Raw genomic sequence first — 13795 nt, 5'->3', positions numbered from 1 at the left:
CGACGGCCTGGAATCCACAGGTTGAGAATGCAATGGCAGGCAGACCGCCGGCGGAACGGCAGAATGGAACCATGGCAGGAAAAACCATCAGAACGTCGGAAGTGGTGACCGTGGGGTCCCAACCGGTCCGGGTCATTCGATCTTCCCGGCGCACCCGGAACATTTCAGCCCGGTGGCGTGAAGGGATGATCGAGATCTCCGTGCCAATGCGGCTGAGTAGGGCTCAAGTCACCGCATCCGTGGAGCGGATGGTCACCAAAATGCAGCGACGTGTGGAGGCCCGTCATGATTCTGACCCGGAGCTCCATCTGCGGGCCCGGCAGCTGTCGGCCACCTGGTTGGGCGGCAGCGTGGAACCCACCGAGGTGGTCTGGTCCACCCGCCAGGTGAACAGCTGGGGGTCGTGCAGCTCGGCCACGGGGCGCATCAGGATTTCCGCCAAACTGAAGCGGATGCCCCAGTGGGTGCAGGACGGGGTCCTTATCCACGAGCTAGCCCACCTGAAGTACCCGAACCACGGCCCCGAGTTTCAAGCCTTCGCTAGCCAATACCCACAGCTGGCCGAGGCGATGGCGTTCCTGGAGGGCGTCACCTTCGCGACCGAACTGACACTGGACGGCGCGGCCGAATACGGTGGCATTGCCTCACTGAACGACGACGCTGAGGAAGATCAGGATCAGGGGCAGGATCAGCTCTGGTCGTCATAACCGCCGTCGAGCAGCTTCTTCAGCTCGTCATCGAGCTTGTCGCTCTCAGCCTGGCGGGCCTCACGGCGGGTCACATAGCCCTGCGGGTCGTTCAGGTCTTCTGCCGTGGGTAGCAGGTCCGGGCTCTGCCAGACCCCGTCACGGTACTCCCGGCCCTTGGCCTCTTCGATAACCTGCCACAATTCCGCGGCCTCGCGCAGCCGGCGCGGGCGCAGGTCCAAACCAACGAGGGAACCGAAAGCATGCTCGGCGGGTCCACCGGTGGCACGACGGCGGTTGATGGTCTCGCGCAGTGCCGTGGCCGACTCCAGCGGGGCCGCCGCCTGAGTCACCACCACGTCCACCCAGCCTTCGACCAGGGCGAGCGTGGTTTCCAGCTGATCCAGGGCGGCCTTCTGGGTGCCGGTGGGCTCCGGGACGAACATGTTGCCCGAGAACACCTGCTGCATCGATTCCGGGTCGGTGGGATCCACCGACTGCACCGCTTCTTCGATGCTGGACATATCAATGCTCAGCCCGGTGGCATACTGCTGCACTGCGGCGAATAGGTCGCGCTCCAACCACGGCGAATGCGCGAACAACCGCATGCGGGCGGCCTCGCGTAGCGCCAGATAGATGCGGATCTGTTCGGCGGGCACCTGCAGCCCGTCGCCAAATTCTTCAACGTTAACTGGCAACAGCGCCAACCGGTGCCCGGCCACCGGGAAGCCGGTGTCAGTGCCGGAAAGTACCTCCTGGGACAACTCGCCGATCGCGGCGCCGAGCTGGAGGCCGAACATGGTCCCGCCCATGTTCTCCAACATCGGCTGCAGATTCCCGACCATCCCGGAGACTTCTTCGGGCAGCTGGCCCGGAAGCTGATCCTTCATCGCCCGGCTCATCGCCTCTGACAGAGAGATCGCCACCGGCTCGGTCATGGACCGCCACCGCTCCATGGTGTGTTCTACCCACTCGGCACGCGACCACGCTACCGACGGGAAGCCGGTCTGCTCCAACTCACACGCCTGATCCAGCCACAGCTCGGCCAAACGCAATGCGTCATCCACCTCGCGGGCGGCGAACGTGCCCACGGTGGGGTCCTGACCGGCGGCGGCCTGTCGAGCCGCCTGGCGGGCCAGGGTCCAGTTCACGGGACCATCGTTAGGGGACTGGCTCATCATCGACTGGAACTGCTGCATCATCTGCTGCATCATTTCCGGGTTCATCATCGACGGGTCAAACGGCATGTTCCCGCCGACGCCGCCGCCCAACTGCTCCATGGCACGGCGCACCTCCTCCGGGTCAGGCGCGTTGCCGCCGAACATGCGGCGCATCATCTCGGCGAGCGGGTCTTCCGGCTCGCCTCCTTGGGGAGTGCTGCCAGTGCCGGGTCCATCGGGCGGTGTTGTCATGTTCTTCAGCCTAGCGATTCGGTTGCACCCCGGCACAGGTTTCGTGAATCGGTTCGCTCATGGCACACACTCCACGTTTCGCCGTCAGTGGAAACCACATCCGCGTATCTCGTAGACTTGAACGGCTACCTGCTGATCTAGCAGGACGGCATCGGCGAATCCTGCCAGGGAAGGCGTGAGTAGCGGTGAGCGACTCTGCATCGGCTTCACAGCCACAGCACCCGAGTGCTCCGACGTTTCGTGCGCCGAAAAACACCGCCCGCATCGGCACCATTGCCGGATTCATCGCCATGCTGATCACCCTGGCCGCCGTCATTCTGCCGACCCCCTACATTGTCGAATCCCCGGGTCCAACCTTCAACACCATCGGCGCGGTCGGCGAAGATGAGGTCATCACCATCGACGGCACGGAAACTTACCCGGCCGAAGGGAACCTGGATCTGACGACGGTGCGCGTGCAAGGCCCGCCCACTGGAGCCACCTCCGCCATGTCGGTATTGGCCTCCTGGGTCGACGATTCTCGTGCAGTGATCCCCTCGGAGCTGGTGTACCCCTCCGGAACCACGTCGGATCAGGTTCAAGAGCAGAACTCTGTGGCCATGTCGACTTCACAAGAGTGGGCCGTCGCTGCAGCACTGGAGAACCTGGATATCGACTATCGTCAGGAACTTTTCGTCACAGGATTCGCGGCCGAGACCCAAGCCGAAGGCGTGCTGGAACCAGAGGACCAACTGCTCGCCGCCAACGGCGAAGAAATCACCGGCCTCGAAGGGCTAAAAAACGTTCTCAATGCATCCGAGGGCGAACCAGTAACCCTGAGTATCGAACGCGATGGTCAGCGTCAGGACGTCGAAGTGCCGGTCTTTGAAGGACCGGATGACACCTGGTTGCTTGGCATTTACCTGGACTCGTCCTTCGAGTTCCCGTTCGAGGTCGACATCGTGTTGGAAGACATCGGTGGTCCCAGCGCGGGCATGATGTTTGCCCTTGGCACGATCGATCTGCTGACCCCTGGTTCCATGACCGGCGGGGTTCACGTCGCCGGTACCGGCACCATTGACCCGGACGGCACCGTGGGCCCCATCGGCGGCATCGTGCAGAAAGTGCACGGGGCGCAGGCCGAAGGCGCAGAAATTTTCCTGGCACCCGCTGAGAACTGTGAGGAGCTCACCTCGCAGGTGCCCGAAGGCATCACGGTGTACTCGGTCGAAGACCTCGATAGCGCCCGCTCCATCGTTGAGGCTGCCGGCCGAGGCGAACCACCCGAACCCGAATTACAGACCACCTGCGGCTGAACAAAGAGGATCAGCCGCACCACGAAATGACGGTGACACAGTGACAGCAAGAACAGTCGGGCTCCCAGCCCTGCGGATGAGGAACAACACGTGAGTTTTGGACAAGGATTCGGCGGCATCTTCGGTGCCGGACCGGAGAACAATAGTCCCGGGGGTGGGCAGGGCAACGGCCCCCAGCGCCCGTCCGGGGGCAACGGCGGCAACAACAGTGGCGGAACCGGCCAGAGCCAGGGAGGCCAGCGGCGTCGCCCCTCGGCGCTGATCTTGACGATCATCGTGCTCGCGGCACTGGTGGCACTGTTTGTGCTGTTCTCCATGGTGTACACCGAGGTGCTGTGGTTCAACCAGCTCGGATACTCCGAGGTGTTCTGGACTGAGCACTTCACCCGAGGAACCCTGTTCGTCATCGGCGGCGTGCTGATGGCCGCGGTCACCTGGCTGTCGATGTGGTTGGCTTGGCGTGCCCGTCCGAAGAACCTGGGCGGTCAGACCCGAGACACCCTGCAGCAGTACCAGCGTCAGCTGGAGCCGGTCCGCCGACTGGTGTTCATCGGTATTCCGGTGCTGTTGGGCTTCTTTGCCGGTTCGGCTGCCATGAACGGTTGGCAGGACGTGCTGCTGTTCTTCAACCAGGTGCCCTACGGGTTGGAAGACCCCGAGTTCGGCATGGACCTGTCGTTCTTCATGGCCACCCTGCCGTTCCTGGGCACCGTGGTGGCCTACCTGATTTCGGTCACGCTGGTCTCCGGTATCGCCGGGCTGCTGGTGCACTACCTCTACGGCGGCATCCGTATTGAGGAGCGAGGTGGCATCTCGGTGGAGAAGGCTGCTCGCACCCACCTGATCATCTTCGCCGGCGTGTTCATCCTGTTGCAGGGCGCGAACTTCTGGCTGGATCGGTACCGGACGCTACAAGACCAAACCGGGAACTGGGCCGGTGCGATGTACACGGACGTCAACGCCGTGATTCCGACTTCGACCATTCTCGCCGTGGCGACCATCCTCGTGGTCGGCCTGCTCGTGGTCACCTTGATCACCGGTCGCTGGCGCTTCGCCATCATCGGTGTGGCATCGCTGATCATTGCCTCCCTGGTGGCGGGCGTGGCCTACCCGTACCTGATTCAGCAGTACCAGGTGACTCCGACCGAGCGCACCCTGGAGCGCGACTACATCGAGCGCAATATCGAGTTCACGCGCGAGGCCTATGGTCTTTCGGACATGGAATACACCAACTATGCCGGTGAAACGGAAGCCGAAGCAGGTGCCATGCGCGGTGTGGGCTCGTCCACCGCCAACATTCGCCTGATGGACCCGAACCTGCTGTCGCGGACCTTCGGTCAGCTGCAGCAGTTCCGTCCGTACTACTCCTTCCCGGAGACGCTGCACGTCGACCGCTACGAGATCGACGAAGAGACTCAGGACACCGTCATCTCGGTGCGTGAAGTCAACGTTGATCCGAACTCCTCGTGGGTGAACCAGCACATTACCTACACCCACGGTTACGGCGTGGTCGCTGCAGACGCCTCCGAGGTGGCTGCCGGTGGTCGTCCGTCGTTCCTGCTTTCGGGTATTCCTTCCTCCGGGCCGCTGGCCTCGGAAGAGGACTACGAGCCGCGTATCTACTTCGGTATGAACTCGCCACAGTACTCAGTGGTCGGCAAGGAAGAGGGCCAGCCGGACAAGGAGCGCGACCGTCCTCAGGACGCCGACTCCGAGCAGGACACCACTTACACCTTCACCGGTGAGGGTGGCCCGTCGGTGGGTAATATCTTCAACCAGCTCGCCTACGCCATCAAGTTCGGTTCCACCGAGCTGGTGCTCTCTCAGGACGTGGGCAGCGAATCCCAGATCCTCTACGACCGCAACCCGGTGGAGCGCGTGCAGAAGGTGGCCCCGTACCTCGAGGTCGATTCCAACGCTTACCCGGCAATCGTCGATGGTCGCGTGAAGTGGATCGTCGACGGATACACCACCACCGACGCGTTCCCGTACTCGACTCAGTCGCAGCTCGACTCGGCGACGATGGACTCGCTGAACACCAATGCGGCTATGAACCTGACCGGTCAGGTCAACTACATCCGTAACTCGGTCAAGGCCACCGTGGACGCCTACGACGGTTCCGTGGAACTCTACGCCTGGGACGACGAGGATCCGCTGCTGCAGGCATGGCAGCAGGTCTACGACACCTCGCTGCAGCCCTACTCGGAGATGTCAGCCGAGCTAATGGAGCACGTCCGCTACCCCGAGGACATGTTCAAGGTGCAGCGTGAGCTGCTGGGTCGCTATCACGTGACCAATCCGGACGATTTCTACGAGAACAACGACGCCTGGTCTGTTCCCACGGACCCGACGCAGTCGGACTCGAACGTGAAACAGCCTCCGTACTACATGACTCTGCAGATGCCGGGCAAGGATGAGCCGAACTTCCAGCTCACCTCCACCTTCATCCCGCAGATCACGGACAGTGGTCAGCAGCGAAACGTGCTCTACGGCTTCCTGGCCGCCAACGGCGATGCCGGAACCGGCGTCGACGGCGAGAAAGCCGAGGGCTACGGCAACCTGCAGTTGCTGGAGTTGCCACGCCAGACCACCACACCCGGCCCCGGCCAGGCACAGGCGAACTTCGACTCGAACGACACCGTGTCGCGAGAGCTGAACCTGCTGCGTCAGGGTGCCTCCGATGTGATCAACGGCAACATGATCACCCTGCCCGTGGCAGATGGCATCCTCTACGTCCAGCCGGTTTACGTTCAGTCGACCGGCACGACCTCCTACCCGACCCTGCGTAAGGTACTGGTGGCCTTCGGTGATCAGGTCGGCTTTGCCGACACCCTGCCGGATGCGCTCGACCAGGTCTTCGGCGGTGACTCCGGTGCCGATATCGACGACGGAGCCACCACTGGCGAAGACGTGGGCGGCGACGGCACCGGCGGCGACGCCCAGCCGCCGGAGCAGCTCAATGAACAGGAACAGCTCTCCGAGGCACTCACGGATGCCAACGAGGCGATCCAGCGCAGCGAAGAGGCACTGGCCAACAACGATTGGTCGGCCTACGGAGAAGCGCAGGCTGCTCTCGACGACGCGCTGCAGCGTGCACTGGACGCCGATACGGCTCTGCAGGGCGGCGACCCTGACGCTGAAGGCGCCGACGACGCCGGTGACGAGGCAGCCGATGGTACTGCCGAGGAGGGCGGAGACGAATAGGCGACCAGAAGGCGACCGAACTCACAACGGCGGGTAAACACGCCGATTTGAGTTCCACCCGGTAGACGCGTATAGTCATATGAGTCGCCGCGGGGTGGAGCAGTTCGGTAGCTCGCCGGGCTCATAACCCGGAGGTCGCAAGTTCAAATCTTGCCCCCGCAACGAGGGAAGGCCCCTGATCAGTGGAAACACTGCTCAGGGGCCTTCAGCATGCTCCGGAACTTTTGGGGAAACGTGTCCTAGAGACGGGCCAGGGTCGTGATGTCCTCGGAGAATTCCGCAGCAACCTCGGCTGAGACCGTGGTGCGCGTCTGATGGATCGCCGCTTCGAAATCCGCTTGGGTTGGCCCGCCGGCCAGTGCCTCGCCGCCCTCAGCCACTGCGCGTTCAAAAGCGGTCTGTGCGGCACTGCGTGAAGCGAACTCGATGTCGGCGGGGGAGAAACCCTCGGTTGCCGCGACGAGCGCGGTGTAGTCGACTAGTTCTTTGGACCGTTCGGGCACGAAGCCACGCCAGATGGCGTCCCGCGCCTCATCATCTGGCAGGCCGATCGGGATCACGTAGTCGAAGCGACCGTGCCGCAGGAAAGCAGGGTCCAGGGCACGGATGAAGTTGGTGGCGCAGATGAGCAGCCGCCCCGGCTTCTCACGGAAATTGGGGATGATCTTCAGCAGTTCGTTCGTCACGCCCTGCATCGGTGATGGTGGTTCGCCGCCGCGGCGTACCGCGATCTCCTCCACCTCGTCGATGAATACCACTGCGTGGTCAAGCTCGTCGATCTTCTCGAAAGTTTCGCGTAACTCTCCTGCAAGACCCTTCGGCGATGCTGCCAGCCGCGAGGGGAACACCTCGACAAACGGCCATTCGAGACGTGAGGCGATGCCCTTCGCAAAGGTCGTCTTGCCGGTGCCGGGAGGGCCGAACAGTACGATGGCCCGCGGCGGCACTACCCCGAACTCCTCGGAGAGCTCCGGATCAGACAAAGGCAGCACCAGCCGACGCTCGAGTGTCTGCTTCTCCTTTTGCATCCCGCCGATACTGTCCCAGCGGTTGCGATCGAGCACGCGACCGCCCAGCTCCCGCAGCACGAGCACCTGTTCCTGACGAATCGGAATAGCTCGCTCGAAATAGCGCAGGTGTCGTTTGTCGACGAAACCGGCCTGCCGCAGCGAACCTACGTGTTCCTCTCCGTCCGGGACGAGGATCGTCATCTGTGAGATTCCCTGAGACGCCAGACGACGTTCGAGAGCCCCCAACAAAGCGCCACTGATGCCGCGGCGTCTCCATGACGGTGCCACCGCAATGAACACCACCCAGGCCTGATCGTGGGCGGCACGGGCGACGGCTGCTCCGACCACGTCGTCGCCGGCGGTGGCCACCACGGCGGTGTCGGCGCGGGTGGAGGCGAGTACCTCGTTCAGCGAATAGACCGGCTCCACGCCGGAGGCGGCGTATCCCTCCCAGAGCTGAAGGAACCCGTCGAGATCGGTGGCCTGAAGATCGCGGATGCGCCAGTTCGTCATGGTGTACCTGCTTCGGTGGTGGAGTGACACGTCTCACTCAGCATACTGAATGGGCGAAGGCCTCGGCGCAGTTCAGTTGAACTGCGCCGAGGCCTTCGCTGTGCATAGGTTCTATGCAGTAATAGTGGCGAGTGAGATCAGGACTTAGCCTGATCCTTCTCGGTTTCGAGAGACTCGAAGAGCTCTTCCTCGGAAGCATCCTCGATGGCGGGACGCGAGGAAGCGCCGCCGGCCTTCAGCGCGGCGAGACGGGCCTCAACCTCGGTCTTCTCGCCCAGATCCTCGAGTGCTTCAAACTGCGAGTCCAGCGACGAGGCGGACAGCTCATTCATACCGCGGACGCGTGCCTCTTCGCGGCGCACCTTCTCCTCGAAGCGGTTTACCTCAGATGACGGATCCAGGATGTCGATCGACTTGATGGCGTCGTGCACGGTGGCCTGGGCCTGAGCAGACTTAGCGCGTGCCACCAGTTCATCGCGCTTGGAGACCAGCTCCGAGCGCTTCTTCTTCATCTGCTCGAGACCGGTCTTCAGCTTGTCGACGATCTCCTGCTGGGACTGGATAGTCGGCTGAGCAGATTTGGCCGAGCTTTCGGCCTGCATCTGGCGCTCCAGAGCCACCTTGGCCAGGTTGTCGAACTTGTCAGCCGACGCGGTGTCGCCTTCGGAACGGAACGAATCGGCACGCTGCGAGGCAGCCAGTGCCTTCTGACCCCAGCTCTGAGCGGTTTCGATGTCTTCCTGATAGTCGTCCTGCACCATGCGGAGGTTGCCGATGGTTTGTGCCACGGCTGTCTCGGCCTCCGAGATGCTGTTCGTGTAGTCCCGGACCATCTGGTCGAGCATCTTCTGCGGATCCTCGGCCTTATCCAGCATGGCGTTGATGTTGGCTCGTGCCAGCGTGGACACTCGGGCGAAAATGGACTGCTTAGACATCGTGTCTACCTTCCGTTGCGATTACGGTGCAACGTCCCGCGTGGGAGCGAGACGATCCGTTCTTATTCTGTCTTAGACTGAGTCGTGGTGCGAGAGTTTGAGCCCGATTAGAAGCGGCCGGAGCGTCCACGTCCGCCGCCACCAAAGCCTCCGGAGCGTCCGCTACCGCCGAAGCCACCGGAACGTCCACGTCCACCGCCGCCGAATCCGCCGAATCCGCCGGAGCTGCGACCGCCCCAGGACGAACCGCGGTACCCGGAACGTGAGCCTCGGAGCATCGAATCAATCAGGATGCCTCCCAGAACGGCGCCGCCGATACCGTTGCTGCCGCCACCGACCTGGTTGTTGTTATTCCAGCCGCTGACGTCGTTCTGTGCGAGCTGGCTGGCGCGGTCTGCCAACTGGCTGGCCCGGTTGGCCAAGTTCAGTGCCTGAATCGGGTCAGCGCTGGCGTGCTGGGTGGCCTCGTGGAGAGTGCGATCTGCTTCGGCAAGTTTGGATCGAGCGGCGGAGCCAATGCCACCTCGGCGAGCCGAGATGAACTCTTGGGTGCCTTCGATCTTGGCTTGTGCCTGATGGAGCGCCTGCTGAAGTGCTTGTTCGGCACGCCGAGTTTGATCGCGACGATCACGAACCCGGTCCAGTGGAGCATCGAGGCTACGATGAGCTTCTTCGAGCTCACGCAACAAGGACGCAGGGTCCTTGAGCGGCTGTTGCATTGCGGCTTCCACATCCTGCAGTACCTGCTGCATGCGGGCAACGGGGCCGGCCAGTTCGCTGTGTGCGCCCTGCTTCAGCAGCGCCTGTGCCTCGGCAAGGTCCTGCTCACATTGCTGAACGCCCTGGTGGACATTACTCATCATCTGTTCCAGCCGGGGACCGGTTTTGGCGATCGCGGCGGTCAGGGTGCGCACCTGTTCCTCGGCGTCCTCACCAGCACGCACGGCCAGTGCCGCGGTGGCGGTGTCGCCTTCGGCCAGTGCCTCCTCGGCCTTGTTGAGCACGGTGGTCACGAATTCGAGTCGTTCTTTGGCGTCCACAACGTTCGAGGTGACTTCGGCCAGAGCCTCGGGCGTGTAGGACTCCTTAAGCTTCGCCAAGGTGCTTTCCGCCTCGGCCACGGGTTGTGTGAGTTTCTCTGCGTCCTCGCGCAGTTCTGCTACGGCTGCTGGAGCTTTGGTCTCCAGGGAACGCAGCTCATCGAACTCGTCCTGGTGGGCCGAGAGCGATTCGTCGACATCGTTGCACCGGGAAATGATTTCTTTGAGCCAGCGGCGCTGTTCTTCCTCGGTGTCCGGAATTTCGTCATCGAGCTGATTTTGTAGCCGGAAGGACGCCATCATGTGCTTTTTGGCTTCAGCAATGTCCTCTTTGAAGGTGGTCACGGAGTCTTCCCCATAGGCGGCCATGGCGAAGCCCATTTCCTGCTCGGAGCCGCGGATCGCGTCGTCGGCAGCAATGAGCATGGAATCCGCTTCAGCGCGAAGTTCTTCGATGCTCAGCCGGTCCAGGGGATCCGCGGGCTCAGTTGGGGAGACGGAGCGGTGGTTCCCGCCGGGAGCGGCGCCAGCGGCACCATGCGGTGAGGAATGACCGAATCGGTTCTTGGTGCGACGCTGGGTGATGAACCACGCGGCGCCGCCGACGCCAGCCACCACCGCGGCGGCGCCCAACCACGGCGCCACCGAACCGCCAGAGACCGCCGATCCGGACACCGAACCATCCGCGGCATCTGCCACGGCTTCGATGGCGCTCAGGCCCACGGAGCCCCACCCTGACGATTGGAAATCGTTCAACGCCGGAATCAGATAATCCTGCTCGATGTCATCCTGCACCGATTCGATGGTGGAGTTGCCCGAGGTGAAGTTGTATTCGCGTGCTTCGGTCGCGACCGCGAAGATCGTGTCTTGGGCTCCCATCACGTTCTGTTCGCCGACCGCATCCACCCATGCACCGGGATCCATGGCGGTGCCAGATGTATCGGTGAACTCGTCCACGAAGATCAAGGTGAGGCGTTGGGCGTGCTCACTGAGCAGCTCAGAAAGCCCCTCTTCGATCTCGGAGCGCTCCTCTTCGCTCAGGGCTGAGGCGGAATCTGCAACGAATTGGCCGGGCTCCAGATCTATCGGTGGCGTTGCCGCAGCCGAGCTGACTCCTAAGCCGAGTATTCCAGCGGAAAGTGCCGCGCCGCTGAGCCATCGTGTGGGAACGGAGAGCAACGAGGAGATAGCATGCATGGTTTGAGTCTATGACTTGTCGGCGACAAGACGCACGGTCGCAAAGCGCTCGGCGTAAAGCATCGAGGCAACTTCGAGGGAACGTCCAGAAATCTCAAGCACTGCGCACAGGTCGATGATGCACGATTCAGCGTGAAGACGATGTGTGACCACGTGAAAGGACACGATGATGTCGTACCAGAGACCCGAGGATGATTCATCCGATCAGACCCAGCCGCTTCCGGGACCGGTCCCCGAGCGGCCGGCCCAGCCGCCACTGAGCGCGACCCAGACGATCCCCCCTCAGAAGGCTCAGGATGCGAGGGCGGCGGAGCAGAAAGAGCAGGCTCCTCGTCAGCGTCGATTCGGCATGGGAACCTTGATCGCTTGCACCCTGGTGGCCGGACTCATTGGCGGAGGATCTGCCGCGGGAATCTCGGCGGCCATCACCGCTCAGAACAGCAATCAGGTAGAACAGCAGGGATCCAGTGGCACCGGCACCGGTATTGAGGTCAACCGCTCCGAGGATGCCACCGTGGTGACCCAGGCAGCAGCGAAGGCGTCACCCTCGGTTGTGACTCTTTCCGTTTCTTCCGGTCAGAGCGCCGGCTCGGGCTCTGGGGTCATCTTGGATGAAGAAGGACACATTCTCACCAACACCCACGTGGTGACCTTGGGCGGGGCGGTCGCCGATCCATCGATCAGCGTGCAGACCTCGGACGGCAACGTGTACTCCGCTGAGATTGTTGGTACCGATCCGCAGTCTGATCTTGCCGTCGTGAAAATCAACGCAGATGATCTTCAGCCTATCGAAATGGGGTCATCTTCGGATTTGAACGTGGGAGATCAGACGATCGCGATCGGTGCACCCCTGGGATTGTCCGGCACGGTGACGGACGGCATTGTTTCGCAACTTGACCGGACGATCTCCGTGGCATCGTCGGCGGTACCGGATTCTCAAGAATCCGAAGGCGAAGGCGGCCAGGGCGGCGGCAGCGAATTTGAGTTCCGGGTGCCCGGCTTGGAGCAACAGAGCTCTCAGGGATCGATCTACATCAACGTTATTCAGTCGGATGCGGCGATCAACCCAGGCAACTCGGGCGGCGCCCTGCTCGATAACCAGGGACGACTGATCGGCATCAACGTGGCGATCGCCTCGGCCGGGTCCAGCGGCACCAGTGATTCCTCCGGAAACATCGGAGTGGGCTTCGCGATCCCCGTGGACTACGCTCAACGAATTGCCGATGAGATCATTGCCAACGGCGAAGCCACCCACGCCATGCTTGGTGTGCAGGTCACCCCTGAACCGGCCCAACCCCAGGGTGGCGAAGAATCCGAATCGGTTTCCACCCAGATAACCGGTACCCCCACCTTCTCGGCAGGAGCACGCGTGCAAAACGTGGTCGAGGGATCCCCCGCGGAAGAGGCGGGCATCCAAGAAGGAGATTTGATTACCGCCGTGGACGGCCGTGCCGTGGGTGACGCATCGGACCTCACCGCCACCATCCGTGAGTACCCGGCCGGCGGCACCGCGATTCTGACAGTGAACCGTGACGATGAAGAAGAAGAAATCGAGGTGACACTCGGCGACGGAGCCGACCAGTCGTAGTCGTCTCGTTCAGCCTGGCGCGATACGCACCGACCCTGGAATGCGCACCCCTTAGAGTGAAGGAGTGCGCATTCCCGTTAACATCACCACCCCCGCTACCGACGCTGCCGTTCCCATGCCTTCCTCGGGCCGTCATGATGTTGAGCAGCTGACCTCGGCTCCGATCCTGACCCCCGTGCAGCTGGTCAGTGAACTGAAGCTGAAAACGGTGCTGGCGATTGCCGCCCACCCTGATGATCTTGATTTTGGCGCCGCCGCGACGCTGGCTGGGCTGACCTCGGCCGGAGTGAACGTGGTGTATGCGGTGCTCACCGGGGGAGACGCCGGTGGCTTCGATCCGACGCAGCGCGAATCGATGGCGTCGATCCGCCAGGAAGAACAGCGCCAAGCAGCCCACCAGGTGGGTGTGGAGCGCGTCGAGTTTTTCGATTTCAAAGACGGGGACGTCCAGGTCACCCATGAGGTCATGCGCGAGATCGTCCGGTTGATGCGCGAGGTGCGCCCCGAGCTGGTGCTGACCTCGCACCCGGAACGTGACTGGTCGCGACTGCAGCGCTCCCATCCGGACCACCTGGCCTGCGGCGAGGCGGTCGCGCGGGCCTCCTACCCGGCGGTAGAGAACCCCTTCGCCTACCCCGAGCTCGCCGAGGCCGGGCTGGAAGCGTTCAAGCTGCGCTGGCTGATGCTCATGGGCGGACCAGCCTCACGGAGCAACGTGACCGTGGACGTGACGGGAACGGCTCAGCGGAAGATCAGCGCTCTGAATGAGCACGCCTCACAGCACCCGGACCCGACGGCGATGCGGAGGTTCGTGCTGAAAGCCATGGAAGCGCTGCACCCGGACGATGGCCGTTTTGGTGAAGCGTTCCACCTGGTGGAGGTCAACGCCGCGGATACTATCTCTGGGTTCTAGGC

General features: G+C 62.7%; 9 protein-coding genes and 1 tRNA gene. 6 read left to right on the top strand and 4 right to left on the bottom strand.

Features of this window, described 5'->3' with window-relative positions:
• Positions 1–185 precede the first annotated feature (185 nt).
• Entirely contained in the window at positions 186–707 is a 522-nt protein-coding gene (locus P8192_RS09635) for a M48 metallopeptidase family protein (RefSeq protein WP_278156582.1), read from the top strand.
• Here the strand turns inward: P8192_RS09635 and P8192_RS09630 are convergent.
• Positions 689–2098, bottom strand: coding sequence for a zinc-dependent metalloprotease (locus tag P8192_RS09630; RefSeq protein WP_278156580.1), 1410 nt, complete (start codon positions 2096–2098; stop codon positions 689–691). The two genes, P8192_RS09635 and P8192_RS09630, sit on opposite strands and share 19 nt — an antisense overlap.
• A 185-nt stretch (positions 2099–2283) precedes the next feature.
• Here P8192_RS09630 and P8192_RS09625 point away from each other — a divergent pair, with 185 nt between their 5' ends.
• From P8192_RS09625 to P8192_RS09615, 3 genes are all read left to right on the top strand, one after another.
• Positions 2284–3393 carry a YlbL family protein gene (locus P8192_RS09625; protein WP_278156578.1) on the top strand — a complete coding sequence of 370 codons (1110 nt, stop codon included), beginning with the start codon at positions 2284–2286 and terminating at the stop codon, positions 3391–3393.
• Positions 3394–3483: 90 nt separating this feature from the next.
• Positions 3484–6597: a UPF0182 family membrane protein gene (locus P8192_RS09620; RefSeq protein ID WP_431521107.1), complete on the top strand. Its 3114-nt coding sequence runs from the start codon at positions 3484–3486 to the stop codon at positions 6595–6597.
• Between the two features lie 88 nt (positions 6598–6685).
• Positions 6686–6759: transfer RNA gene (locus P8192_RS09615), tRNA-Met, on the top strand.
• 77 nt (positions 6760–6836) lie between these two features.
• Here P8192_RS09615 and P8192_RS09610 read toward each other — a convergent pair.
• The 3 genes from P8192_RS09610 to P8192_RS09600 form a co-directional block, all read right to left on the bottom strand.
• Positions 6837–8120 (bottom strand): ATP-binding protein, encoded by a 1284-nt coding sequence (locus P8192_RS09610; RefSeq protein WP_278156576.1) that lies wholly within the window; start codon positions 8118–8120, stop codon positions 6837–6839.
• Positions 8121–8257: 137 nt separating this feature from the next.
• Positions 8258–9055: a PspA/IM30 family protein gene (locus P8192_RS09605; RefSeq protein ID WP_270104895.1), complete on the bottom strand. Its 798-nt coding sequence runs from the start codon at positions 9053–9055 to the stop codon at positions 8258–8260.
• A gap of 107 nt (positions 9056–9162) precedes the next feature.
• The gene (locus P8192_RS09600; RefSeq protein ID WP_278156574.1) at positions 9163–11292 is read right to left on the bottom strand and encodes a TPM domain-containing protein; all 2130 of its coding nucleotides are present in this window, start codon (positions 11290–11292) and stop codon (positions 9163–9165) included.
• A 169-nt stretch (positions 11293–11461) separates the two neighbouring features.
• Here P8192_RS09600 and P8192_RS09595 point away from each other — a divergent pair, with 169 nt between their 5' ends.
• Entirely contained in the window at positions 11462–12880 is a 1419-nt protein-coding gene (locus P8192_RS09595; RefSeq protein WP_278156572.1) for a S1C family serine protease, read from the top strand.
• 64 nt (positions 12881–12944) lie between these two features.
• A complete protein-coding gene (locus P8192_RS09590; RefSeq protein WP_278156571.1) occupies positions 12945–13793 on the top strand; it encodes a PIG-L deacetylase family protein in 849 nt (282 codons plus the stop codon).
• Positions 13794–13795: the final 2 nt, after the last annotated feature.

Origin of the sequence: Citricoccus muralis (genome assembly GCF_029637705.1) — a bacterium.
Lineage (GTDB): Bacteria > Actinomycetota > Actinomycetes > Actinomycetales > Micrococcaceae > CmP2.
The sequence above is the reverse complement of the archived record's forward strand: the minus strand, read 5'-3'. Positions and strand labels throughout refer to the sequence as shown.

Coding starts and splice junctions, on each gene's coding strand:
- P8192_RS09610 (WP_278156576.1), bottom strand. CDS start 8,120: ATGACGAACTGGCGCATCCGCGATCTTCAGGCCACCGATCTCGACGGG.
- P8192_RS09635 (WP_278156582.1), top strand. CDS start 186: ATGATCGAGATCTCCGTGCCAATGCGGCTGAGTAGGGCTCAAGTCACC.
- P8192_RS09630 (WP_278156580.1), bottom strand. CDS start 2,098: ATGACAACACCGCCCGATGGACCCGGCACTGGCAGCACTCCCCAAGGA.
- P8192_RS09595 (WP_278156572.1), top strand. CDS start 11,462: ATGTCGTACCAGAGACCCGAGGATGATTCATCCGATCAGACCCAGCCG.
- P8192_RS09600 (WP_278156574.1), bottom strand. CDS start 11,292: ATGCATGCTATCTCCTCGTTGCTCTCCGTTCCCACACGATGGCTCAGC.
- P8192_RS09605 (WP_270104895.1), bottom strand. CDS start 9,055: ATGTCTAAGCAGTCCATTTTCGCCCGAGTGTCCACGCTGGCACGAGCC.